Origin of the sequence: Spiractinospora alimapuensis, assembly GCF_018437505.1 — a bacterium.
Lineage (GTDB): Bacteria > Actinomycetota > Actinomycetes > Streptosporangiales > Streptosporangiaceae > Spiractinospora > Spiractinospora alimapuensis.
In genome coordinates this window covers 4,763,004-4,787,204 of sequence record NZ_CP072467.1, presented here as the reverse complement: position 1 = coordinate 4,787,204, position 24,201 = coordinate 4,763,004, and the positions used below count along the sequence as shown (strand labels likewise).

25 protein-coding genes are annotated in these 24,201 nt (G+C 68.8%); 11 read left to right on the top strand and 14 right to left on the bottom strand.

The features are described from left to right. Positions 1–102 precede the first annotated feature (102 nt). The 3 genes from J4H86_RS22485 to J4H86_RS22475 all read right to left on the bottom strand — a co-directional run bounded on the left by J4H86_RS22485 (position 103) and on the right by J4H86_RS22475 (position 2,365). The gene (locus J4H86_RS22485) at positions 103–405 is read right to left on the bottom strand and encodes a hypothetical protein (RefSeq protein ID WP_236540099.1); all 303 of its coding nucleotides are present in this window, start codon (positions 403–405) and stop codon (positions 103–105) included. A gap of 40 nt (positions 406–445) precedes the next feature. After that, on the bottom strand, positions 446–1,285 hold the full coding sequence (locus J4H86_RS22480) for a conjugal transfer protein (protein WP_236540098.1): 840 nt from the start codon (positions 1,283–1,285) through the stop codon (positions 446–448). 408 nt (positions 1,286–1,693) lie between these two features. Then, positions 1,694–2,365 (bottom strand): class I SAM-dependent methyltransferase, encoded by a 672-nt coding sequence (locus tag J4H86_RS22475; RefSeq protein WP_236540096.1) that lies wholly within the window; start codon positions 2,363–2,365, stop codon positions 1,694–1,696. A 378-nt stretch (positions 2,366–2,743) separates the two neighbouring features. On the opposite strand from J4H86_RS22475, the gene J4H86_RS22470 reads away from it, so the two are divergent. Together J4H86_RS22470 and J4H86_RS22465 are read left to right on the top strand one after the other, a co-directional pair. Then, positions 2,744–3,583, top strand: coding sequence for a class I SAM-dependent methyltransferase (locus tag J4H86_RS22470; protein ID WP_236540095.1), 840 nt, complete (start codon positions 2,744–2,746; stop codon positions 3,581–3,583). An 89-nt stretch (positions 3,584–3,672) separates the two neighbouring features. Beyond that, a complete protein-coding gene (locus J4H86_RS22465) occupies positions 3,673–5,559 on the top strand; it encodes a serine/threonine protein kinase (protein ID WP_236540093.1) in 1,887 nt (628 codons plus the stop codon). Positions 5,560–5,608: 49 nt separating this feature from the next. On the opposite strand, the gene J4H86_RS22460 is transcribed toward J4H86_RS22465, so the two are convergent. From J4H86_RS22460 to J4H86_RS22450, 3 genes are all read right to left on the bottom strand, one after another. Next, complete coding sequence (locus J4H86_RS22460) at positions 5,609–6,274, bottom strand: helix-turn-helix transcriptional regulator (protein ID WP_236540092.1); 666 nt, start codon at positions 6,272–6,274, stop codon at positions 5,609–5,611. A 312-nt stretch (positions 6,275–6,586) separates the two neighbouring features. Further along, entirely contained in the window at positions 6,587–7,147 is a 561-nt protein-coding gene (locus tag J4H86_RS22455) for a hypothetical protein (protein WP_236540090.1), read from the bottom strand. A gap of 459 nt (positions 7,148–7,606) precedes the next feature. Then, complete coding sequence (locus J4H86_RS22450) at positions 7,607–8,239, bottom strand: LysE family translocator (RefSeq protein ID WP_236540089.1); 633 nt, start codon at positions 8,237–8,239, stop codon at positions 7,607–7,609. Positions 8,240–8,330: 91 nt separating this feature from the next. On the opposite strand from J4H86_RS22450, the gene J4H86_RS22445 reads away from it, so the two are divergent. From J4H86_RS22445 to J4H86_RS22435, 3 genes are all read left to right on the top strand, one after another. Next, entirely contained in the window at positions 8,331–8,801 is a 471-nt protein-coding gene (locus tag J4H86_RS22445) for an Lrp/AsnC family transcriptional regulator (protein WP_236540087.1), read from the top strand. 174 nt (positions 8,802–8,975) lie between these two features. Continuing rightward, a complete protein-coding gene (locus tag J4H86_RS22440; protein ID WP_236540086.1) occupies positions 8,976–9,707 on the top strand; it encodes a glucose 1-dehydrogenase in 732 nt (243 codons plus the stop codon). A gap of 506 nt (positions 9,708–10,213) precedes the next feature. Further along, on the top strand, positions 10,214–11,278 hold the full coding sequence (locus J4H86_RS22435) for a transporter substrate-binding domain-containing protein (RefSeq protein WP_236540084.1): 1,065 nt from the start codon (positions 10,214–10,216) through the stop codon (positions 11,276–11,278). A 152-nt stretch (positions 11,279–11,430) separates the two neighbouring features. Here the strand turns inward: J4H86_RS22435 and J4H86_RS22430 are convergent, their stop codons facing one another. Continuing rightward, a complete protein-coding gene (locus J4H86_RS22430; RefSeq protein ID WP_236540082.1) occupies positions 11,431–11,769 on the bottom strand; it encodes a DUF6086 family protein in 339 nt (112 codons plus the stop codon). Between the two features lie 72 nt (positions 11,770–11,841). After that, complete coding sequence (locus J4H86_RS22425) at positions 11,842–12,606, bottom strand: DUF1266 domain-containing protein (protein ID WP_236540080.1); 765 nt, start codon at positions 12,604–12,606, stop codon at positions 11,842–11,844. A gap of 123 nt (positions 12,607–12,729) precedes the next feature. Between J4H86_RS22425 and J4H86_RS22420 the strand changes: the two genes are divergently transcribed. Beyond that, positions 12,730–13,605, top strand: a complete 876-nt coding sequence (locus J4H86_RS22420) for a diacylglycerol/lipid kinase family protein (protein WP_236540079.1) — start codon at positions 12,730–12,732, stop codon at positions 13,603–13,605. Between the two features lie 71 nt (positions 13,606–13,676). On the opposite strand, the gene J4H86_RS22415 is transcribed toward J4H86_RS22420, so the two are convergent. After that, a complete protein-coding gene (locus tag J4H86_RS22415; RefSeq protein ID WP_236540077.1) occupies positions 13,677–14,234 on the bottom strand; it encodes a dihydrofolate reductase family protein in 558 nt (185 codons plus the stop codon). A 282-nt stretch (positions 14,235–14,516) separates the two neighbouring features. Between J4H86_RS22415 and J4H86_RS22410 the strand changes: the two genes are divergently transcribed. Beyond that, on the top strand, positions 14,517–15,194 hold the full coding sequence (locus J4H86_RS22410; protein ID WP_236540074.1) for a DUF6891 domain-containing protein: 678 nt from the start codon (positions 14,517–14,519) through the stop codon (positions 15,192–15,194). Between the two features lie 159 nt (positions 15,195–15,353). Continuing rightward, positions 15,354–16,115 carry a hypothetical protein gene (locus J4H86_RS22405; RefSeq protein WP_236540072.1) on the top strand — a complete coding sequence of 254 codons (762 nt, stop codon included), beginning with the start codon at positions 15,354–15,356 and terminating at the stop codon, positions 16,113–16,115. Between the two features lie 21 nt (positions 16,116–16,136). Here the strand turns inward: J4H86_RS22405 and J4H86_RS22400 are convergent, their stop codons facing one another. From J4H86_RS22400 to J4H86_RS22390, 3 genes are all read right to left on the bottom strand, one after another. Next, positions 16,137–17,714 carry a serine hydrolase domain-containing protein gene (locus J4H86_RS22400; protein WP_236540070.1) on the bottom strand — a complete coding sequence of 526 codons (1,578 nt, stop codon included), beginning with the start codon at positions 17,712–17,714 and terminating at the stop codon, positions 16,137–16,139. A 263-nt stretch (positions 17,715–17,977) separates the two neighbouring features. Further along, on the bottom strand, positions 17,978–18,526 hold the full coding sequence (locus tag J4H86_RS22395) for a hypothetical protein (protein WP_236540069.1): 549 nt from the start codon (positions 18,524–18,526) through the stop codon (positions 17,978–17,980). A 338-nt stretch (positions 18,527–18,864) separates the two neighbouring features. After that, complete coding sequence (locus J4H86_RS22390; protein WP_236540066.1) at positions 18,865–19,419, bottom strand: PadR family transcriptional regulator; 555 nt, start codon at positions 19,417–19,419, stop codon at positions 18,865–18,867. A gap of 74 nt (positions 19,420–19,493) precedes the next feature. On the opposite strand from J4H86_RS22390, the gene J4H86_RS22385 reads away from it, so the two are divergent. Together J4H86_RS22385 and J4H86_RS22380 are read left to right on the top strand one after the other, a co-directional pair. Next, positions 19,494–20,150: an NAD(P)-dependent oxidoreductase gene (locus J4H86_RS22385; protein WP_236540065.1), complete on the top strand. Its 657-nt coding sequence runs from the start codon at positions 19,494–19,496 to the stop codon at positions 20,148–20,150. A 199-nt stretch (positions 20,151–20,349) separates the two neighbouring features. Further along, on the top strand, positions 20,350–21,234 hold the full coding sequence (locus J4H86_RS22380; protein ID WP_236540064.1) for an alpha/beta fold hydrolase: 885 nt from the start codon (positions 20,350–20,352) through the stop codon (positions 21,232–21,234). Positions 21,235–21,630: 396 nt separating this feature from the next. Here the strand turns inward: J4H86_RS22380 and J4H86_RS22375 are convergent, their stop codons facing one another. Continuing rightward, positions 21,631–22,482, bottom strand: coding sequence for an alpha/beta fold hydrolase (locus J4H86_RS22375; RefSeq protein WP_236540062.1), 852 nt, complete (start codon positions 22,480–22,482; stop codon positions 21,631–21,633). A gap of 101 nt (positions 22,483–22,583) precedes the next feature. Next, positions 22,584–22,931 carry an iron chaperone gene (locus J4H86_RS22370; protein ID WP_236540060.1) on the bottom strand — a complete coding sequence of 116 codons (348 nt, stop codon included), beginning with the start codon at positions 22,929–22,931 and terminating at the stop codon, positions 22,584–22,586. Between the two features lie 249 nt (positions 22,932–23,180). On the opposite strand from J4H86_RS22370, the gene J4H86_RS22365 reads away from it, so the two are divergent. Further along, positions 23,181–24,161 carry an NAD-dependent epimerase/dehydratase family protein gene (locus J4H86_RS22365; protein ID WP_236540058.1) on the top strand — a complete coding sequence of 327 codons (981 nt, stop codon included), beginning with the start codon at positions 23,181–23,183 and terminating at the stop codon, positions 24,159–24,161. Positions 24,162–24,201: the final 40 nt, after the last annotated feature.

Genomic DNA, 24,201 nt, shown 5'->3' with positions numbered 1-24,201 from the left:
CTGTCCTCCCTTCTATCCTTCGCCCCACACGGCCCGCGGCCGGAGGGATCCATTCCGTTGCGTGAAATGGCGGCCGGAGTCGATTACGGAATGTGGTGTCAACTACTCCGGGCCAACTCCCAACGCCGCCGCGATCCCACGGGCCATCGCCTCAATGATGCCAGGCACATAAAAGACGATGCCGATAAAAATCGCCAGAACGATGAACTGGGCGAACCTCGTGATCTCCTTGGTGAACAGGAAAAAGATGGCGACGATGGAGACGATGACCAGGAAGAGCGGGCCGAAGAAGCTGCGCAGCCAATCGGCCAACCCTTCCGTGTCTGGAATGTCGGCGTCCGCGAGTAATGTCACGTTGGAGATTTCGGTCGCGGCTTGGAGGGATTCGGGGAGCATCGGTGTCACGCCCCCATCACGTGGATGGACATTGTCGGCTTCCTCGGATTCAACGCCCGAACGTTTGCGGAGCCCCGCGGAGGTCCTGGATGACCCAGTTGGAGCCATCCTGAACCACCTCGATTCGGTAGCTCTGTGTCAGTTCGGCGGGGGCGTCCTGCTCATCAGCAGCGACACCCCACACAACGGTGGCCAGCGCGGCACGGACGTCAGGTTCCCCAGAGGGGTCGGAGATCACGGTCAGGTCGTCCAGGCGTTGGAACGTCATCAGATCCTCCGGGAGGGGGGTCACCTGCGCGTCGGGGGCGATGAAACGGTCCAGTAGGTCGGATTCGCCCGCGTAGGCATCGAAGAACGACTCCACGTCGTCCTGGATCTCGTCACGCGCCGCATTGTCGGTCTCGACCTCTTCGGCCTCCTCCAGGTCCGCGAGCTGTGGCGCGGCGAGAAGTGCCGGGGGGCCGGACACCACGAGGGATTCGCCGTCATGGTCAGCGTAGATGGGGACGTCCAGTCCCATGGGCTCGCCGTTGACGACCGCGGCCAGGGTCACCACCCCGTGCTGGTCGTTCTCGGCGTCGACACCGGACAGTTGGATGTTGGAACCGCTGAGGGCGGCGCCGTCCGCGCTCAGGGCGTCGATGTGCTCCTCGGCGACGAACGCGGCCAGGGCCTCGGCGCGGTCCTCGTCGTCCGCGTTCAGGTAGACCTGGGCGAACCCCATGGCGAAGGAGCCGGCCGCCGCCTCGGGGAACGCGGCCTCGGCCGTCTCTTCTGCGCTGTCCCCTCCGACGGACGGTCGAGCGAATCCGTCCCGGACCAGCGAGAGGATACCGAGGGCGATCACGACCAGCAGGAACGTCCACAACACGAACCGGCCAACCCACACCCACCACCGTCCGCCCGAGGCACGACTCGGCCGGCGGGGCCTGGTCTTGGTGCGGGTGGGCGCATCGTCAGGACCCCAGGCATCGTCGACGGAATCGTTGGGTGCCTCGGCAGGCGACCGCTTCCCAGCGGATCTCCGCGCCATTCACGCCTCCCTTGGAAATCTCTGGTCAGCTCGCCGGGACGAACGCAGCCAGAGATTAACGACCCCACGCTTGTGTTACCCCATCATCCATGCTGCGGCACACAACCGCAGCGGGACAGGGGTTGTCGGTGTCCGGATCCGTCTCGGCTCGATGGCCTACCCGGAAATGGCCGCACAATGCCCACCGGCCACTCGGTCCCCCGATGAGCAGCTCGGATAAGCGCAGGTCACGACGCAATTCCGGACAATCCAGAAACAGTGATGTCACTCTGAGGTAAGCCCAATGTGATGATCACCACGCCCGTTTTTGGGTGGGTTTCCCGGGCGGCGCGCCCAGAAGAGGACGTGTCCACCATCTCCCTCGGGCACGAACTCCTCACGCTCGATTTCCAGGCCCGCGTCGGCGATCCAGGCCCGATAGGTGGCGGCGTCGGCGTGCTCCCACCACATCGCGGCGCCACCGGTCAACCAGTCCTCGTCGATGCCGCGGAACGCCTCATGGCCAGTGACGGCCACGAGTGACCCTCCTGGCGACAGCCAACTCGCCATGGACCGCAGCAAAACCGGCTGTTCGGCCAGCGGGATGTGGATGAGGACGTAGAGACACACGATCGCCGCGAACGACCTCGGCGGGAAGTCCATGGTGGTCACGTCGCCGTGGTGGAACTCGCCCGCCGGCACGTACTCCCTGGCACGGCGGATCTGCACGGCGCTGATGTCGACCCCGGTGACGCGATGTCCCGCCTCGGCCAACGCCCGCGAGAACGGAATCCCGCTCCCGCACCCCACATCCGCGACCGCACTGCCCGGAGCGAGCTCCGCGAGCAACTCCTCGATCCACGGCGCGTACCGCTCCGGCGCGAAGGCCTCCGAGTAGCGCACCGACAGCGCGTCGTACCCCGACCGAACGATGTCCTTCGGATCACGACCGGTCATGCCTCCGGACAGTAGTCACCACCCACCAGCGAAGCAATCAGACACCGAAGCCGGGCAAACCCGTGCACCCCACGCCTCCGCCCGGCAGAATCCCCGCGCGCGGGGAGACGACGCGTAACGACCAATACCACGACCATTGCAATTGGGACCATCCCCGCGCGCGGGGAGACGACAGTCCGCGACCAGCGAACTTACCAGCGGCACGTGCCAAAATTCTTCACTTCTCGAAATTCCGACATAACGGATATCTCTTTTAGTCCGGGCTCCCATTCTTCCGGTTGGGGCGAACGCTGTGAAGCGGCTTCGGAAATAACGAGAGGCGGTCGGGCTCCCGCCTTCGTAGGATCGGCACCTCCTCGGGGGAGAACGGAGCGACCATTGGACGAGTTCGAGCAGGCCTTCGCCGACAATCGGGTGAACTGGGATCAGCGGGCCGACGTGCACGCGCGGTCGGCGATGTATGACGTGGATGGGTTCATCGCCGAGCCCGGACGGATCTCCAGTGTCGTACGCAATGACCTCGCTGTTCTGGCTCCGCACCTTCCCGGCGGCACGGTGGCGGGTTTGTCGCTGCTCCACTTGCAGTGCCACATCGGGACCGACACTCTGAGCTGGGCTCGGCTGGGGGCGGTGGACGTGCACGGACTCGACCTCTCCCCCAACTCGCTCGCCCACGCGCGGCGGATCACCGAGGCGGCGGGGCTGGACGCCACCTGGGTGGAGGGGGACGCCCGAAAGGCGGCGGACGCGGTTGACCGGCGCTTCCAGGTGGTGGTCACCAGCGTTGGCGCCATTGTCTGGCTGCCTGAACTCGCGTCCTGGGCGCGATCCATCCGCGACCTCCTGGAACCCGGCGGGGTGTTCATGGTCAGGGACGACCACCCCCTGCTGGGCGCACTGGACTATGAACCGTGGAAGGTGACGCAGGACTACCTCAGCGGTGGTGGCGTGAACGTCTACGACGCCGAGGGCACCTACACCGACGGGCCAACTGACGGCATCACCCAGACCGTCAACCACGAGTGGCGGCACGACCTGGCCGAGATCGCCGGGTCGCTGCTGGCGGCGGGCCTGCGGGTCGAATCGCTGGGAGAACACCCGTTCATGGACTGGCGGCCCTTCTCGGAGATGGAGCCCTGCGCGGAAGGGTGGCGGCTTCCTCCCGGTTGTCCACGAATTCCACTCACGTTCTCGCTGGTCGCGCGTAGCCCGGAGTAGCCTTCCAGCCACAGAACGCTGACTCGGTGCCTGGAGCGTGAGCGGGCAGTGCGAGAATCCTGTCTCGACGATCACCGAGGGAGGATTTCGTGACCGAGGCGGCGTTACCGGCGGAGTTGCGGGCCCTGGAGGCGGGGGACCCGGAGGCCATCGGCCCGTTCCGAGTGGTGGGACGTCTCGGTGCCGGCGGGATGGGAGCGGTGTTCGGCGCGCTCGACAGCGCCGGGACGTGTGTGGCCGTCAAGGTCATCCACGCCCACTTCGCGGACCAGGAGGAGTATCTCGCCCGCTTCACCCGCGAGGTGGAACTGGTGCGGGGCGTGGATGCCGAGTGCGCGCCCGCCTTCCTCGGCGCCGACCCCGCGGCGCGTCCGCCCTGGCTCGCCACCGAGTTCGTCCCCGGCCGGACCCTGAGCGCCCACGTCCGCGAGTTCGGCCCCCTGACCGGACCGGAACTGGTGCTTTTCGCCGCCGGAACCGCCGAGGCGATCGCCGCGTTGCACGCCCGCGGCGTCATCCACCAGGACATCAAACCCGGCAACGTCATCCTGTCCCCCAACGGCCCCAAGGTCCTGGACTTCGGCATCGCACGGTCGGTCCACGACACCGGGCGGGAAGAGGTCATCGCCGGGACTCCTGGTTATCTCGCGCCGGAACGACTGGACGGCGCACGATCCACACCCGCCGCCGACGTCTTCGCGTGGGCGGCCATGGTGGTGTACGCGGCGACCGGGCACCACCCCTATCCGGGCGACACCACCGACGCCGTCCTCACCCGGATCCGTACCGGCGCCCAGGACCTGTCCGGCGTGCCGGACGAGTTGCTCCCGTTGATTCGGCGCGGCCTGGAGCGAACCCCGGAGAGCAGGCCCAGTGCGGGAGACGCCTACTCCGAGGTGCTGGACACCCTGTTCCCGGAGGTCGCACAGTCCACGGCGGCCGAGGCGGAACCCCGACCAGAGCCCACCCTGCCCTACGTGCCGCCGCCTGGCGCCCCCGCTCCGGCTGCGCCCATGGAGCAAGGCGGCGCGGTCCCAGTCGACCCACAGCGGGCCCGGCTTCGTCAGGCACTGCGGAGTGCGTGGGTGCGGTTCGACTCCGCGGGACACGACCCCCGCGCCTGGGGCGCCCTGGCCGGTGCCCACCTCGGCGCGGCGGGCGCGGTCGGCCTCGTGGCCGCCAACACCGGGATCGGCGCGGCGGCGGCACCGGTGGCCACGGGCGGCACCATTCTGGGCGTCAAGACGTCGGTGGCGGTGGCGACAGCCACCGCGGTCGTCGCCGCGGGCGCGGTCGGCGGCGGCATCGCCGTCACCGCGGTGAACAACGAGGACGCGTCCGACCCCACCGCCGACACGCAGGCCACCGCGCAGGCGGAGGCCGGTGAGAACGAGGAGGAGGACGACGGCCCGCCCTTCGAGGCCCAGGAGGTGGAGTTCCGCGGCGTCACGTTCCACATTCCGGAAGAGTGGGACGTTTACCCGCAGGAGAGTCTCTTCGCCCCGGCGATGGAGGCAGGCGGCGAGACTGAGGAATGGCTCGTACTCTCCACCGACCCGAACTCGGACTGCGACGAGAACACGGACTGGCAGCCCTACAACTCCGCGGACATGTGCGATCACATCAAGGTCCTCGGGCCGGCCGCCATCGCCGTCGGCGGACCGACCACGATCCCCTACACCCCCAACGACGTCTACGCCCCGGTGATGGAACCCCAACCGTGTCCTCCAGGCATCACCGGCGACGAGGTGCCCGAGAACTACGCGCCCGACTCCACCCCACTCGACGAGGGAACCGTCCAGGCCGAGGGCACCGAGATCACCTTCCGCCAGCACTCCAACACCTGTATGACCGGACCGGTGGACCAGGTCTTCTACCCCCAGAACGCGTACCTGTTCGACACGGAGGAAGTCCTCCTCGTCGACGACTGGGCGAACGAGGACCTCGCCGAGTTCCTGGAGTACGCGGAGGCGTAGGGGTGGGAAGTCGTGGTCGTTGGGGACGTCCCCGACGACCACGACTCCGCTAGAGGCGCAGGAACGCCTCGTCGTCTGTGGCCTCACCGGCACGAGCCAGTAGGTGGCGATGAAGGGCGCGGGCGGCTGCGGAGCGGGTCCGCGACGCTGACCGGACAAGCCGTGCCTCGACGTTAAACGCGGACACCTCGGCTCCTCCATCGGTTCTCCCGCCCCCGAAGTGTGTGGGCACCAGCCTGACGGACGGCAGGACGAGGTCGATGCGGTTCATCTGCTCCCTGGTCGGACGCCGCTCCCCGTCATCGAGGCCGAGCGGGCGCAGCCACGCGTTTATGTCCGCCCACAGCCAGACCGGGGACGCGCCCACCATCGCCTCGGGCTCGGGGAAGGGTCCGCTGGGACAGCGTTGCCCCCGCACCCACTGGTCCACGTTCTGTCGTGACCGCCCGATGCGGTCTGCGATGTCGGAGACACCCACCAGATCTCGGTCCAGCCGGACAAACCGCACGTCGTCCACCAGTTCATGGGCCTTTTGCGCGGTCGCGATAGCCGCCGAGACAGCGTTGGACCCCTCGCCGGTGACTGTCATCCGCAGCATGCCCCGCTGAGACGAGAGCAGGGCGTCGAGCTCGGTGGTCAGCGTGTTGACAGCCTCGTCGTCCTCAAGGCTGATGCCACTCAGGACGAAGATGAACTCGTACTCCGACATCGTCACCGCCACTCCTCCGCCCTCCGCCCCACCGTCCACAGCCACGTCTGCCCTCGGCTGGGATGGGGGCGGTTGGCTGGAGGGCGGCACGACCTAGGGAGTGTTTTTTGAAGGCTTTCGGATGAGGGAGCGGCCGTCGCCCCTACTGGGGCCGCTTCGCGATTGTGCCCCAGCGGGGGCCCGGGCTTCGGCTCGTACGGCGATCCGTGATGGGCATCCTGGTTGGCTGTCTGAAGGGATCGACGCAAGCCGAACGTCGTCCTGGCGGTCGCGAGCCCCCAGCACCCCCAGACAACACAGCGGTTCAAAAAACACGACCTAGTTGGGGGTGGATCGGGTGGGGTCGAGCATGAGTTCTACCAGGGCGACTCGGGGGCGGTGGTGGATGGCGGCGTGGCCGGTGGCGGGGACGTAGGGGAGGAGGGCGTCGATCTCGCTGAGTTCGTAGCGGTTGGGGCGTCTGCGGCCGTCCCCGCGATCGATTTGTTCGAGCCATTCGTTGACCTCACACCACAACCAGACCGGGGCGTCACCGACGTTGGCCTCAGGTGTGGGGAAGGGCGGGGCCTCGCGGAGGGTTCCGCCGGTCCAGCCGGTCACCTCCTGGGCGGTCACCCGGGTGCGCAGGGCGATTTCGGCCACGCCCACGAGGTCGCGGTCGAGGTGCATGAACCGGATCGTTCCGATGGCCTCCCGGGCCCGGACCACGAACGCCACGGCGGCGGCGCAGGCGTCCTGACCGGGCGCGTTGACGGTCATCAGGGTGGCGCCGGAGGAGAGGGACACATCGGCGTCGAACTGTGTCCTCAGGTCCCCGACCGCCTCGTGATCATCCGGACTGATTCCGTCCAACCGAAACGTGATCTCAAATTCAGCCATTATCGCTGCCTCTCCTCGTGGACGGGATCAACGTGGGGGAATATCGCCGCCGCCATCCACTAATGGGATATGCGTCTACCACTCACCCGCCGCCCGTCCACCCCTGTTCACCGTCTGTCGCCAGCCGATCGCCGTGAATTGTTCCGGGAAATCATTCGCTCGACGCGGATGGGCGACCGTTGCCGCCCCGCGCGCGACATCCCTTGCGGGCCAGGCGATGCCAATCCCCCACCCCGCTCCTGGGAATCCCACTCCGCCGCGAGGAAGATCGCCTTCGGCGCCCCGATTTCCTTGATTTGCCCGGCATTCACGATGATCTTGTTTATGCGTCCCACAGGTGGGACGAATGACCCCGTCAGGGCGCTTTTGATTGACGCGCTGAGGAGTCAGTCCGTCATTATTGCCCAATTGGGGGAGCTCCGGAGGCGTTATGCGGAACTCCGTGGCCGGGAGCACCGCTCAGGTGCCGACGAAGACGACCCACAGGCCGAAGGCGATCAGTACGAAACCCGCGGCCCGGTCCAGACGGGTCCGGTTGGCGGGGCGGGACAACCACGGGACCACACGCGCGAGGGTGAACACGAAGAGGCCCCACCACGTGGCCGCCAACGCGATGATGACCGCGCCGAGGATCGTCGTCTGGCGCGTCACGGAGTCCGCCGGGTCGAGGAACTGGGGCATCACGGCGACGTAGAAGACGAGTGCCTTGGGGTTGAGCACGTTGGTCAGGAACCCCTGCGCGACCGGGGAGAGGAAACCGCCGCCGTGCCGCGCGTCGGGCGACCCATGGTCGACGTCTCCCGCTTCTCCCCCGGCCTTCCAGACCAGCAGCGCGCCGAGGGTCCCGAGGTAGGCGCCACCGAGGAGCCGGAGCGCGAACAGCACGCTCTCGTTCTCGGCGACGACGAGGGCGACACCAAGCGCGGCGACAGTCGTCAGCGCCGCCAGTCCGAGGCAGATGCCGAGCGCGGTGAGCAGGCCACCGACTCGGCCACCAGCGATGGTGTTCCGGGAGACCACGACGAAGTCCGGTCCCGGCACCACCAGAGCGACCACGACGAGCCCCACGAACAACGAGATATCGGCGGACACGAGCCCCTCCCCCGGAGTTCGGACATCCAGACACCGCAAATCCTGACCGCGCGCGACCCGGTTTCGATGGTCGGCCGAGTACTATTCGGGCATGTCAGCCGCTATCGAACTGGATTCGGTTGATCTTGCTCTTCTGGCAGAACTGCAGAACGATGCGCGGATCAGCAACAAGGACCTGGCCGCACGGGTGGGAGTCGCGCCTTCGACGTGTCTGGCGCGGGTACAGCGACTCCGGCAACGCGGGGTGATCCACGGGTTCCGGGTGGTCCTCGACGAGAAGGCACTCGGCAACACGGTGGAGGCGTTCCTCGCGATCCAGATGACGCCACACAACCAGGCGTTCGTCCCGCCATTCATCGAGGAGACCCTGCGCCGGCCCGGGGTGCGGGAGATCTTCCTTCTCACCGGCCCCGACGACTTCATGGTGCGCGTGTCCGTCCAGGACCTCAACGCCCTGCAGCGATTGGTACTCGAACACTTCACGACCCGACGCGAGATCGCGGCCGTGCAGACACGGCTGATCTTCCAGAGCTGGGCCGGCGGCCCGATCGGTCCGACGTGACCCGGAGCCGCGACGGCGCGGACCCCATGACGTGAAACGCGCCCTTCTCGCAGCCGCAATCGGTCACTCTCGCGGGAAGCCGTCATTCCTCCCTCACCCGGTGTGACAATCGGCCCGGTGGTCGGTTGACGGCCACCGTCGTTGTGCGTCGACGCTGGGGGATCGGGAGGGCGGATGGGGCGGGTCGAGGGCAAGGTCGTGGTCGTGACCGGCGGCGCGGGTGGCATCGGCGCCGCGTGCGCACGACAGCTGCTCCACGAGGGAGCGCGCGTCGTCGTCGCCGACGTCGCTCACCGGGCGGGCAGGGACCTGGCCGAGGAGCTCGGGGACCGGGCCCGGTTCGCCGAGCTGGACGTCACGGTCGAGGAGTCATGGGAGCGGGCCCTGGCCGAGACCGAGGCGGCGTTCGGCCCGGTCACCACGTTGGTGAACAACGCTGGAATCAACCACCGGTGTGGGATCGAGGACGTGACCCTGGTGGACTACCAGCGAGTCGTCGACGTCAACCAGGTGGGCGTGTTTCTGGGCATGCGGGCGGTGCTCCCGACGATGCGCCGGGCGGGCAGCGGGTCCATCGTCAACGTGTCGTCGGTGGACGGCATCGTGGCCCATCCGCTGCTCCACGCGTACGTCGCCTCCAAGTGGGCGGTGCGTGGCATGACGAAGTCCGTCGCACAGGAGGTCGGCCCCGAGGGGGTCCGTGTGAACTCCGTGCACCCCGGGCCGATCGACACCCCCATGACCGCCGGCAGGGAGGGCCCGCTCGCGATGGCGCGCGGTCTGCCCCTGCGACGGATGGGTGAACCACGGGAGGTCGCCGACGTGGTGGTCTTCCTGGCCAGCGACGCGTCCAGCTACTGCACCGCGGCGGAGTTCGTGGTCGACGGCGGCTACGTGTCCCTGTGACCCCCACCTTCGCGGTTACTCCCGGGGGCTCGGCCACCAGCGCGGCCCGCGCGGCACCCCGCTTCCGCCGAGTGACTCCCCTTCGGACGCCGGGTGAGCTCGACCGTGCGGGAATTCCGACGCGACCGGTCCGTCTGTCCAGATGTCGCCCGCGAACACATCGCGCGACGCCCCTTCATCCTGAGCGACGCCGGGACTATTCTGTCCTTGCCGAACAACGGCGTGTGGCCGGCGACCAGGCGCGGAGGGGTTCCGACGCGCCGGACGTGGGTCACACGTGGTGAGGTGGACAGCACGTTGGAGGGTTCGTGGCGAAGCCCCCCGCACGAGACCGCGTCTCGACCGCCGCACTCGCTTCGGCCGTGCCACGGCCTCGGCGGCGCGTCCCAATCGCCACTCACGCTCGGCGTCACGAGAGGTCTCCGGTGTGGTGGAGGTGGGACGCGCCGGGGTCCCGCACGACGAGCGAGGTCGATGCCTCGCTCCCCGTTCTCTGAGGAGCTTCGATGTCCTACCCCCCACCCACTCCGCCTCCACCCTCGGGACCGGGCCTCGGAGGACCACCCGGTGGGCCGCCGCCGAACAACACCCCGCAGTGGCAACCACCGTCGTCGCCGGGAGGCGCACCCCTCGGAGCCCTCATCGCGGTGATCGCCGGCGGCGTTGTCGTCGTCCTCGTCGCGGTGGTGGCCGTCGTGGTCGTCTCGACTCGTGAACCCTCGGGCCCACCGCCCGTCGGTCAGGACGAGGCACCCGCTCCGCAGGAGGACGGAAGCGCGGCGCTGCAGGAGATCCGGGACGAGGGCATGGTCCGGATCGGTGTCACCGAGTCTCCCCCGTTCTCCTGGAGTGAGTCCGGAGAGGCCACGGGGTCGTCGCCCGAGGTCGCGCGGGAGGTGTTCGCCGAGCTCGGCGTGCCGGACCACGAGGTCGTAGAGATGGCCGACTGGCCCAGTCTGCAGGCCGCGTTGAACGTGGGGGAGGTCGACGTCGTCGCCAACTCCGCCGTCTACGACTCCACCGCGTGTGAGCAGTTCGCCTCGGCGGATCCGGACGCGCTGCATCCCACCACCTTCGTCGTCCCGTCGGGGAACCCCGAGGACATCGAGAGCTTCGAGGACGTGATCGAGGAGGAGCTGACGCTCGCCGTCATCGAGGGGAGCAACTTCGCCTTCCACGCGGGGGAGGCGGGCATCTCAACGTCTGACCTGGAGCTCGTACAGGGAACCACCGCGCCGGTGTTGGACATGGTGGCCGACGGTGACGTGGACGCCTTCGTCTCCTCCTCCCAGTGGCTGCGGTGGCTGGTCGAGGACCAGGATCGTGGCGACGACGTGGAGTTGACCGAACCCTTCGTCCTCGAAGGGAGCTCCGGCGAGGAGCCCATGTACTCGGGCATGATCTTCGCCCTGGAGGACGAGGACATCCTGCGGGACGTCAACCCCGTCGTGCACGAGATGCGCACCGACGGACGGCTGCTGGAGATCGGGGAACCGTTCGGCATCGCCGAGGACAACCTGCCACCGGAAGGGACGATCGCGACCCAGGCGTGCGCGGAGTCCGGTTTCTGACCTGCTGGAGTCGGCTCGCGGCGCGGGCTCTCCCTCACTGCCGGGGATGTGGGGTGAGCCTTGCGCGGGTCGGGTTCCGTGGTGGTCGGACGCTCGGGCGCCCGGCGGGTCTGGGGCCGCTCAGCGGGGCATGCCGGTGGCATGGCGGTCCATCAGGGCACGCCAGAACGGGACGTCCACCGTTGGGGCGGCGAGGGGATCCGGCGGAAGACCGCTTCGCTCCACCAGTACGAGGGACGTGGCGAGGAACCCGTCCAGCAACGAGTGCAGCACGGGGTTGTGGGGGCCTGACCGCGGCGCCGCAGGAGCGCGGTGGTGAAGTCGCGAAGCTGGTGGGCGTCGACGGCGCACTCGTCGTCGCGTCGCTCACCCAACCCGGTCTCGGTGCCGGCGAGCCCCCGCAGCGCGGCGGCGGTGGCCAAGTAGACCTCTGCCACGGTGTTCGACGGGTTCCACACCGACTGGCCGTCGACGTCGAAGAAGACGCTCATCGCGGTTGTCTCTCCGTCGCGGTGGGGTAGGTGCGCGAAATCCGCCATGTGGCCGGCGCGGGGGCGAGCGCGTCACATGTGGAAGGGTATGTTCCGCCACGGACTCTGTGGATGGTTGACCAGGGTGTGGTGCGCGGCGACCGGCTCGGTGTAGAACTCCCCGTACTCGTCCTTGTCGAACCGCAGGGACCGGCCCAGGATGTAGCCGGCGGAGATCTCCGCCCAACTGTTGTAGTGGCGGCGGCACTGGGCTCCGGCGTGCAGGATGAGGGCCTCGGCCGTCTGGGGGTCGACGTACTGGGCGTGGACGCCCCAGCGGGCGAAGTTCACCGCGCGGCCGAAGTCGTAGGCGAGCATGTCGCGCACGAAGTCGCCCGCCATCAGTACCCCGTCGCCCAGCAGGCTGGCCTCGTAGCGCACGATACGGCCCATGGTCTCCATCAACGCGGGTTGGAGGTCCTGGCACCCGTTCTGACCGCACCAGTTGGCGATCGCGCCCTGCCAGGTGCCCGGGTCGATGAGACCACGGTAGTACTGGACCATCTGGCGGCGGATCCCCATGACGATGCTGGCGCACTGGTCGCTGCTCTGGTCACTGAGGAGGGTGTCCAGGGTGGCTCGCCATCCCTGCGGATCGTGTACACCCCAGCTTCGGCGCAGCATCTCGCGCTTCTGCTCGACGTCACAACAGGCGCACGAGCGGAACACGATGTTCCACGGGGCTTCGTTGGTGACCGCCATCTGCGCGCCGCAGGCGTAGGCGTGTGCCATCGGTCCGTGGAAGTGCCCCTGCGGGTCCGCCTGCAGTGACTGAAGCCCCGTGGCGATCGTGAACACCCCAATAAGACACGACGCAAATACTGAGAGCTCCGAGCTTATCCGACTGTCAGACCCTATGATCTGGACGACTCAGATCCGCCCCACACCAGGTGAACGGACACATCGGAAACGGAGAGTTCGGTGCTCATCATCACCAACTCCGACGCCGGAGGCACCCGCGACGACAAGGTCAAGACGGTGGCCGCCGAACTCGACCACGCCGATATCGCCCAGACCGCGACGCCCGGCGACCTGGACGCCGCGCTGGACCACGGCCACGACACGGTGGTCGCGGCGGGCGGGGACGGCAGCCTGCACGCGCTGGCCAACGCGTTGTACCGGCGCGGGGAGTTGGGGCAGCGCACGGTCGGACTGATCCCCATGGGCACCGGGAACGACTTCGCCCGCACCCTGGGGCTGCCCTCCGACCCCATCGACGCCGCGCGCGCCTTGATGGCGAGCTCGCCCCGGCGCCTGGACGTCATCGTCGACGACACCGGTGAGGTGACGGTGAACGCCGTGCACCTGGGGGCGAGCGCAGAGGCCACCGTGGCGGCCGCCGCCTACAAGAAGGCTCTCGGGCCGCTCGGGTACCCCCTGGGCACGCTGACGGCGGGGGTCCGGACCAGCGGCCACCGCATGCGGATCGCGGCGGACGGCCGGTTGGTCGTGCCCAACCGTCGGGTGCTCATGGTGGCGCTCGCCAACGGCCGCTTCATCGGCGGCGGGGCCGAGCTCTCCCCGGGCAGCCACCTCGACGACGGGACGATCGACCTCATCATCTCCCGCTCCATGCGCCTGACGCGCCGCGCCCGCTACGCGATGGCCCTCGCCAGGGGCTCCCACATCGCCGAGCACGACGTCTTCCATCACCGGGCCCGCCAGGTCACCATCTACACGACTCCGGCCACCTCCAGCTCCGACGGTGAGACCACCGAGGGGGTCACCCACCGCTCCTGGACCGCGCGCCCCGGCGCGTGGAACTTCCTGGTTCCGCCGGGTAGCTCCCGGGCGTGACCACGCCGGCGGTGAACGCCGCGACCTGGGGGTGCGTGAGCTCCCGGCGTGTGCGCCCCTCAGGGAAGTGGCTATCCGACGTCGTAGGTGACCTGGACCATGCCGTTGGCGAAGCGGCGTTCCCTGGTCAGGGTGAGGGAGACGCGCAGGTCGTCGGGGAAGATGCGGGTCCCCTCGCCGATCACCACGGGGCAGATCAGGACCTCGACGACGTCGACGAGACCGAGTTTCAGGGCGCTCTGGGCAAGGGTGGGGCCCTCGATGGTGAGGTCGCCGGGGGACTCGGCGCGGGCCCTGTTGACGGCGTCGGCGGTGAGTTCGCGCTCCAGGCGCGTGCGCTTGGTCCACACCTCCGGGAGCGTCGTCGAGAAGACGACCTTGTCCGCGGCCTGCCAGGTGCGGGCGAAGCTGGCGGAGGCGGGAGACTGGTCCGCGGCCGAGGGGTCGGTCTCCCACACCGCCATGGTCTCGTACATGCGTCGGCCGTAGAGGTATGTGCGCACGTCGCTCATGTCGGCGGTGATGGCGTCGATGACCTCCTCGGTGGGGTACGCCCAGGAGAAGTCGCCGTTGGCGTCCTTGATGTACCCGTCCAGTGACGACGAGACGGAGTAGATGACGCGGTTCATGGTTGGTCCTCTCATGTGGGTGGCCACAGGGGAAGACCTACCCCGTTCCCGCAAATCATCGGTGACATGACGCACGGATGTTCGACATCCGTCACGGCGACAGTGAGCACAACGCCGCGACGTGGTCCCGGCCCACTGGGCGAAGGCGCGGCCGGGGTGGCCGTCCCGCAGGAACGCGGCGGTCGCTACGGCGGCGGGGATGCTACCAGCCCGCCGGCGCGAAGCCGGTCGCCCGCACCTCAACGAGGACGACGTGTCGTCCCAGTGCGGTAGGAACGGGGCATGACTGTGGACCCCACCGTGAAACCCGACGGCTACGCGATCCCCGCCGAGTGGCGGCTCGAGGCTGAGGACCGTGCGCTGATCCACGGCCGGACGTGGGAGCTCGTCCTGCGTGGTTGTGACGACGCCGAGCGATACCTCGAGCTGTTCGAGGACGAACTGGCCGCGGCCAAGGTCCCCCGGGAGGAGGCCGCCGCGTTCTTCGCGTCGGTCATCGACCTGCGTCGAGCGCAGGAGGCCTCCTGGGACGAGATTCCCACGACCAACCTCACCCGGGCGTTCAGGGAACTCGAGACCATCGGTGTGATCGCCCGCCAGGACTTCACCTGTTGCGGCAACTGCGCCGCGGCGGAGATCGGCGGCGAGCGGGACGAGTCGCGAACCTGGCGCGGGTATGTGTATTTCCACACGCAGGACACCGACCAGTTGCTGGAGAACCACAGCACCTACGTCGGTTACGGGTTCTTCCCGGACTCCTCCTACACCGAGGACGCGTGGTTCGCGATGAGTGAGGAGGACCAGGAGACCACCTACACCGCGCTCGTCACCGAACTCATGGACACCGAGGTCATCCCCATCCTCACCAAGCACGGCATCCACGTCACGTGGAACCGTGAGCTGCGCACGCGGATCCTGCTGTCCGACGTGGACTTCTTCCTTCCCCTGACGGAGGGGTGAGCGACGCTCTCCCCGGCCTGGTCGCGGCCGATCCCGGCCATCTGGCTCCCGATCCCGCGACTCCCCCGTGATCGGCGATCGTGCGCGCGATACTGGTGACGCGGAGTGGGCCCGTTCGCCACGGTCGACGGGCCAGTCGGGCAACCGGAGGAGGGCACCGTGTCCGGCGGAGACAACATGCCGATCTACTCACCTCCCGGCGGACCCTCGAGCGGCGGTTCCTCCTCCGCTACGGTGATCGTCCTGGTCGCGGTCTTGGGACTGCTCGGGCTGGTGGCGCTCGGTGGCGGGGCCTGGTTGGTCCTCAGCTCAACCGGGAGCGCCAGCGAACCCGACACGGCCCCAGCCCCGGGGGACCGTGACACCGAACCCGAGAGAGAACCGCTGGTGGAGCCACCCTTTGATGCCCAAACGGTGGAGATCAGGAACGTCACGCTGCGGTTCCGCGAGGAGTGGGACGTCTTCCAGATCGACCCGGAGGACTCCGGGGCCGAGGGCGCGTTCCTTGTGGTGGTACCCGACCCTGACGACTCGTGCTCCGAGGACACCGACTGGCTCGACCCCGACGCCGACGACGTGTGTCCCCACGTCAAGATCCTGCCGGAGGCGGTCCACGACGACCCGCGGGAACCCGTCGCCCCACCCGGCCACACGGAGGACTCCCCCTGCGCACCCGAGGTCCCGGTCGAGCCCGCCGTCGGCCCGGCACCACCGGGGGTCCCCACCGGCGAAGGACTGGACATCGCCAACGGCCGCGTGGAGCAGTACGAGCACGCCCTGAGCTGCGCGGAGGACGCCAGCACCATGCGGTGGAGTCAGTACCTCTACGACTTCGAGGACGAGGGTGTCATCGCCATCGACGACTGGGGTTCCCAGGCGTTCTTCGACGCCCTGCTGTACGCCGGCGCCACCCCCGACTGACCATTCGGGGCTTCTCCTCTCCTACGGCACGCTGGACGTCATGTCGGCCGCCATGGGGCCGAGGAGGAGGACCGCGCCCAGGGCCCCGAGTGTGATCGGGATGAGGAGGAGTCGGCGCAGCCATCGGCGGGGTCCTCGGACGGCGGGGAGATCCGGCCAGCGGCGCACGCCGAGAGCGATGGCGAGCGCCGTCAGGACCACGCCGAGGATCCACACCCAGGGCGGGACCCGGTGCCAGAATCCCACCAGGTAGGTGTAGGTCAGGATGGACGACGCGATGGCCGAGTAGGCGACCAGACCAGCCCGGTCGGTCTGGCGACGCCAGCGGACTCCTGGGCGCCGGCGCAGCGCGAAGGCGAGTACTGCCACGCTCGGGAGCAGGGTCGGCAGGACGGTGGCCCAGGAGCTGAGCAACACCTGCCGGTTGTCGTCGCGGTCCGGATCCCGCACCCCCATCAGCCGCAGCGTGATGTCCTCCGCCCCGCGGTGGGTGTTGGACATGACCACCGCTCCCCGGTTTCCGGAGAACGCGATCCAGGCCGCGTGGCCGTTGCGGGACGCGGTCCCACCGTAGGTCGTGATCAGGTGGTCGCCGACCTTCTCGATCTGCCAGCCCAACCCGTGCTGTGGTCCCTCCCGTGGGTCGCCGGTTCGGGGCAGTGCCGCGGAGTGGCCCGGGGCGCTGCCGTCGATCATCGCCTTCACCAGTGAGGAGAGGTCGGCGGCGGTGGTCACCAGCCCCTCCGCCGGCCCGTCGGCCTCGGTGCTGGTGAAGCGGATCGGGCGCCCCACGTCGGCGTCGTGCACCAGGGGCGGTGACCAACCGGTGGCCGTCGTCCACACCTCGGTGTCCTCCATCCCGAGCGGGGCGAAGATCCGTTCGCGCGCGAGGTCGGCGTACTCCTGGTCCGCTGCGGCGGCGAGCGCGTGTCCGAGCAGGTTGAGCCCGGTGTGGGAGTACTCCCGCTCCCCGCGCCGCTCGTCGTCGACCTCGGCCTCGGTGGAGACCCGTTCCAGGAAGTGCGACACCGAGCGTGGTTTGTCCGAGGGCTGTTTGGTCGCCAGGTCCCACAACTGGTTCGGCAGCGGGGCTTCGGTCCAGGTCACTCCGGAGGTGTGCGTACCGAGCTCCTCCATGGTGACGTCCGTGAGGTCGGGATCGGCCGGGTCGAGCTCGGGCAGCAGGTCCCCCACGGTGGAGTCGAGCGCCACTTCGTCGCGCTCGACCATGTCCGCGAGGATCATCCCCGGCAGCACGCCCGCGATGGGGCTGGCGGCCATGCGCGTGTCCGGCGCCACGGGCTCGCCTGCGGTTCCCTCGGTCCCCAGGCCGGCCCCGCGTACGTGGGTCTGGTCCTCCTGGAGCCGTTCCACAGTCGCGACCGCCAGACCGTGGTAGCCGACCCGGTCTCCCTCCATCCCCACCCACACGTTGCGCGCGAGCTCCTGGTCACCGACGACCTCGCGACCGAGATCGTAGGGGCGCGGCGCGAGCGGGTAGGCGAGCAGCCCGGTGATCGCCGCGGTGATCACGACCGTGTTGAACAGCCCCCACCCAGGGTCGACACGATGGTCCTGCGCTGGGTGTCTGCTGCTCATCGACGTACGTACTCCAGGTAGATCGGATCGTGCCGCGCTGCACGAATCAACCCGGACAAGGTAGGGCCAAACACCCCCAATGCGCACTAGTTTCCCAGGGCGCGGCGGGACGGGAGTGAAGTCTCACAGCCCAACGGGGCGGCCACCGCCACCCGTTGACCAGCACTGATCACGATATCCGGGAGTGGCCGATACAGCGGAGAAATCCAGCAACCACAGGGGATGTGGATCCGGGATTCACCCGGGCGACACCACTCCGACACCTACGACGACCACGGGACCCCGTACTCGACGAGGAAGACGCCGGCCGAGACCAGCGCGAAGCCCAGGAGGGCCACGCCCATGACCGGTCCGACATAGCGGCTGGTCGAGATGTCGCTCCCGCGCAGGCGCGGAACCAACCACGCCAGACCGACTCCCTGAACGAGTCCCAGGGCCGCGACCGACACGTCTTGGAGCAGGGCAGCCAGGGGGACGAAGTGCGCCGCGACGACCACGGCCACCCACCACGCCATCCAGCGGCTCCGTCCACGCAGCGCGAGGAGGAGGCAGCCCACCCCGGCGGCGACCACCTCGGCCGCGACCAGGACACCGAACCAGTGGTACTGGCCGTCGAGCGCGGACGGCTCGCTCCAGCGCAGGGCCACTGCGAGCCCGAAGAGCCCCGCCAGCACGACTCCGACACCGGACCCGAGGCCCAGTCGCCATCGCCACGAGGCGGGGGGATCCTCTTGGGCCCAGCCCAGCCACACCATGGTCATCAGCCCGAACCACGCGATGGAGAACGCGTGGTCCCGTGCGAAGTCCGTCACCACCGGGCGCCCTCGATTCTCGCCGTAGACGTGGCCCCGGACAGAGTACGCGTACGAGGGCGCCTGCCCACCACGCCCTCCGTGAGGGTGCATCGACAATCGGGGTCGTCGACCCTGAACGCCAGTGAGAGAGTCAGCGGGAGCATGGACTCATCCGAGCCCGGTCCGGGCCGACGGACAACGGCGCCGCTGCATCCCCATCCACCCGGAGCTGCTGGAGCCAGTCCGGGACCCATGAGTGCCGCTCAGCATGGTGGAGAGGGCCAGGACCGTCGGCCGGGGCCGAGGTCCCGGCGGTCGTTTCCGGCGACTGGGACCGGACGTCTGCCCGGCACCGTCTAGTCGCCGGCCATCACGTACTCCCCCGAACGCAGTCGATCGATCAGGTCTGTCGTGAAGTCGACCTCCGCGTCGGCGGAGCGGATCCAGAAGCGGACGGCCTCGATGTGGTGGCCCCACTCTGCGTCGGGTGAACGCTCGTACTCCTTCGCGATACGGTCCCGTTTCGACCGGTATGCCGCGACGCGGCGCCCGAGGATCTCGAGTGCTCTCTGGCGGGTCAGTGTCGTGAGGAACCCGATCGCCGCCATGGTCTCGCCGGGGGTGCAACTGTCGCTGGCGAGCATCCGTTCGAGCAACTCGACGAACGCCCGTCGCCCTTCGGACGTCGCGCGATACATCGTGCGCGCCGGGGCCGCCGCCGGCGTCTCCTCGCCGGCGTGGGCGAGCAGTCCTTCGGCCGTCAATCGTCGGAGTGCGTGGTAGATCGATCCCTGCCCGATGCCGCCCCAGAGGTCGGCGCGCCAGGACTCCACGTCTTTGCGCACCTGGTACCCGTGAGCACTCCCGTGCTCGATCACCGCCCCGAGCACCAACAACTTGGCGGCTGACATGTTCGCTCCCTCCACCGGGGACTCCCATGATCAGCGTAGTACAGTTTGACTAGCGAATCTGGAAGGAGTCGATCGTGCACATCGTGGTTGCGGGAGCGTCGGGGGCGACCGGGCGCAGGGTGGTGAACCAAGCGCTGGTCGCGGGGCATCGTGTGACGGCACTGGTCCGCGACCGCGCGCGCTTCGAAGCGCCCGAAGGCGTCGAGGCACAGATCGCCGACGTGGTGAACGACGCGGACCTGGTCCTGCCCCACGGTGCGGACGCGGTGGTCTCGTCCATCGGCATGCGGCCCGACCGGCCGGGTGAGCCGGTGTGCGAGCCGGGGACGGCGAACCTGCTCGCCGCCATGACCAACGCAGAGATCCCGAGAATCGTCGTGACGTCGGCGTCCCCCGCGTACACGTCGGGGGCGGGCGAACCATTGTGGTTCCGCGCGCTCCGGGGCTTCGTCCGCCGGCTCACTCCCCGCGTCTACGACGACATCGAGGCGATGGAGCGCGTGCTCCGGAGCAGTGCCTCGTCGCACGCGTGGACGATCGTGCGGCCGGGCTACCTCACCGACGGCGCCCGGACCGACTACCGCCTGCTGGCCGAGCGCAACGCCACGACGAGCGTGCACCGGGAAGATCTCGCGCACGCGCTGGTCGCGCTGGCGGGCGACGACGATGCCGTGGGACGCTCCTACGGGCTGCGCCGTGGCCGACCGCGCGCACAGGGCACCACTCCATGAGGGCCACGACCCTGCGCGTGGGCTTCTTCGTAGACGGAGTCGAGAAGGCACCCGTCGTCACCGTGGTCTTCGCCCGTGTCGCGCGCCATACCGCCGCGGCTCCCGACTCACGACAAGTTCCGACATGTCGCGTGTACGGCTCCACCGAATAGTCTTGGGCTGTTCTGCCCGGTACTCCTTGGTGAAAGCGCGGGGTTCGATGCCAACTCCCCCTGGTCGGCACCTGCTCGGTCGCGACGAGTCCGTCACGACGCCGGACGGCCGTCACCTCAGAACGATGGTTCGCGGTGAGGGGAACGACCTGGTCGTGCTTGAGGCCGGGCTGGGCTTCAGCGGCCTGTACTGGGGGCCGGTCCACGAACGCCTCGGCGAACGCGTCCGGGTCGTCGCCTACGAGAGAGCGGGGTTCGGGGGAAGCGACCCGGACGGCGCCCCGCGGGACCTCGCACGTCTCGCCGACGACCTCGAATCGGTCATCGCCGCGTACCCACACCACCGGCTCGTACTGGTCGGTCACAGTTGGGGCGGCGCCGTCGTGCGCACCGTCGCCGCGCGGCTGGCCCGACGAGGGTCACCCGTCCACGGGGTGGTTCTCGTGGACCAGGCCGACGAGCACTCCGATCTGTACTTCTCGCGGCTCACCACGATGACCGATCGAATGCAGGCCTCATCGATGGTTCCGCTCGCTCGCCTCCGACTGCTCGCGCCCCTCACACGGATGGCCGCCGCCGGCCTCGACGGGGCTTTGGGTCGAGCCGTGGCGGAGGCCTCGTCCTCGGTGTCCGCGGCGCGAAGCGCCTCCGAGGAGTTACGGCACGTGACGCCGGGACTGAGCGAGCTCAGGGAGAACCCCCTCCCACTCGACGACGTCCCGATGCGCGTGGTCTCGGGGCAGAAGTCCACGTGGCTCGATCGGTCCATCCGACGTTCGTTGGTCGCCGCACACCGTGTGACCGCGTCCCGGAACCGCCAGGCCACTTTCGTACCCGCCCCCGACTCCGGGCACATGATCCCGCTGACCGAGCCCGAGCTCGTCGCCACCGAGGCGCTCGACCTGCTGCGCGGAGAGGCGACGGACCGGTAGACCGCACCGCCCCATCGGTCCGGACACTCCAACCGCGGCTTTGGGCGAACCCAAGCGCGCGCCCTAATTGAGCTGTACCCCCGTGCTCCCCCTTCGTCGGTCTACTTCGATGGGGCGACGTATTCATGCCGCGGGTCGAAGGCATTCGCGATGTGGTCGTCGTCGCGGTCAGTACCGTCGCGTCGTTCACGACGCGTCGGCGGCGATGAGGATGTCGAGCGCTCCAGCCGCCCGCACCAGCCCCGCGTTCCACAGCGCGCTCTGCATGTCGAGCACCGGCGAGTTCGTCTGGTGCGGTTTCGAGCGGAAACCCGAGCGAGATCCGCTCCCGATACCGCGCGTACTCCTCGGGGGTTCGCGCCCTGTGGCGGAACTCGAGGACCTGTGGAGGGCAGGTCACGAAGAGACCGGCAAGTGCTCGCTCGGGGAGACCACCGGCGCACCGCCCAGTTCGCTCGCCACCCGCCGCGACCAGTCGCGCAGTAGCTCCCTCACGACTTCCGGCTGGTCGAGGTGCACGTTGTGCCCGGCCTGGTCGAGAACGGCGTAGGAGGCCCGGGCGAATCGCTGGGACAGGGTCCACTGATCCACGTAGCCGACAACCGTGTCCTGCTTGCCCGCCACGATCAACGTCGACCGGTCGAACCCGTCGAGCGTGTCGTCGGGCGTGGCCGACAACGCGTACAGCTCCCCGATCCTCCGCATCGCGTCGCCGTCCGCCGCCCGAATGCCTGGGAGCGCCGCCACGCGGAACCGTTCCCAGTTCGCGCGGGACTGGATGACCGCCATCTCCGCGTACGTTTCGGCGTCCTCGGCCGATAGCGACCGGAGCAATGCGTGATCCTCGCCCACGGCCCGGACCTCGGGGAGCACGCGACGGTCTCGGAGAGGGTCGACGACCGGCGCGAGCAGCGCGAGACCGACGCACTGTCGCCGTCGGCGAGCCACGAGGTCGCGCGCGAGCAGCCCACCCAGCGAGTTCCCCACGACCGCGAACGGCGTCGAGCCGATCAGCCCATCAACCGCTTGGTCCAGCCAGTCCGCGACATCGGGAAGACCACCCCGGCCGGTGAGCGGGCGCGTCTCCCCGAAACCCGGCAGGTCGAGGTAGATCCGCTCCCACTCCCCCGTCTCGGCGAACACGTCGTCGAGGTCGAGCAGGAGACGGTGGTCGACGCCAAGCCCGTGCACGAATACCAGTGGGACACCCGCGCCGCGCCGAACGACGTGCGCTGCGGGACTACTCATCGGGGGCCTCCAGGAGGGGTCTGGTGGTTGGAACGAGCATCGACTTGGACGTCAGAGCGGTACACGTTCGCGACTCACGTCGGACGCCCTCGCGATTGTCGTCAGACGCCGAGTTCGCGCCGAGACGCGAGGGCGAGCTCGCGGGCGAGGTCGTCCGGGATCGGCTGTCGCACCGTGAACGTGACTCCGGTCTTCGTCGCCTTCAGTCCGGCCGCGGCGATGTCGTCAGCGAGCGCCGTGATGGCACCGGGGGACACGTAGAGGCCGCACTGGCGGCTGAAGGCCGCATAGCCGGCGACGATGGAATCCCCCACCTGGAACCCCGGCATGTCGTACTTCACGATCTCGCTCGCGTCCGGGAGCGCGGCGGCGAGTTCCCCGCGCAACCGCTCGAGCAGCGGGCGGAACTTCTCGGGCGCCCCGGAAATGTAGCTGTCGTGCTCTGACATCCTGCTTGCCTCCATTGCGCCGTACCACCGCCTCCGGATGTCCGGCTACGCCAGCCGTCGCACTCCAGAGAATGAAACCCCTGGCCACAGGGATATTACACGGTGAGGCGGAACTCCACCGCTCTCCGTCTCGAGGCAATCTCACCGTCTCCACGTGAAGAAGTGAGTGCGCTCAGCACCGCGGCTCGGCCTGTCTGCCCGTGGCAGAACGGCACCGCATCACACGCGTCGTCGTGGTTGGCTGAGCCCATGGAGATTCTTCTATTGGGCGGTACGGCCTTCCTCGGACGCCACATCGCCGTGGCGGCTGCGGCACGCGGCCACGAGGTGACCTGCGTAGCGCGCGGCAGCAACCCCGCACCTGACGGGATCGAACTGGTCGTGGCCGACCGGGACGAGGATCAGGGCTTGGCCCCTGTCGGGGGGCACCACTGGGATGCGGTCATCGATGTCTCCCGGCAGCCCGGCCAGGTTCGCCGCGCGGTGCGGGACCTCCACTGCTCGCACTGGGTGTTCGTCTCGTCCGGCAATGTCTACGCTGACTTCTCCGCGCTGGAACAGGACGAACGATCAGCCGTGCGGGCTCCCCTCGAGGGTGACGTCATGGAGGACATGTCGAGCTACGGCGAGTCCAAGGTCGCCTGCGAGGCGGCGATCCGATCCGCTGGCTCCTCCTCGACGATCGTGCGCTCGGGATTGATCGGCGGACCGGACGACGACTCCGGCCGAAGCGGGTACTGGCCGTGGAGGTTCGCGCACTCAACCGGCGACGACGTGATCGTGCCGGACGACCCGGGCTTCCCCTGCGCCATGATCGACGTCCGCGACCTGGCCGCGTGGATCGTCTCCGCGGCCGAACAGCGCCTCGACGGGGTGTTCAACGCGACCGGCCCCACGATCTCCCTGGGGGAAGTTCTCGCCGTCTCGGCACAGGCAGCACGCAGTCAGGTGCCGGCCCGCCCCGTGCCCGCCGCACGGCTCGCGGAACTCGGCGTCGGGTGCTGGATGGGGCCCGCGTCACTGCCCCTGTGGATCGACAAACCGGACTGGCGCGGCTTCGCCACTCTCGACACGACTCGAGCACGCGCGAACGGTTTGGTGACACGGCCGCTTCTGGATACGTTGCGCGACGCCCTCGCATACGAGAACCGTCGCGGTGGCGCACGGCGGACAGGCCTCGATGATGCCGAAGAGCGCCGAGTACGAGCCGCGCTCGACGGGAACATTTGAGCATCCCGCGGCCGGCCCGACAACAGATAGAGAGATCGCC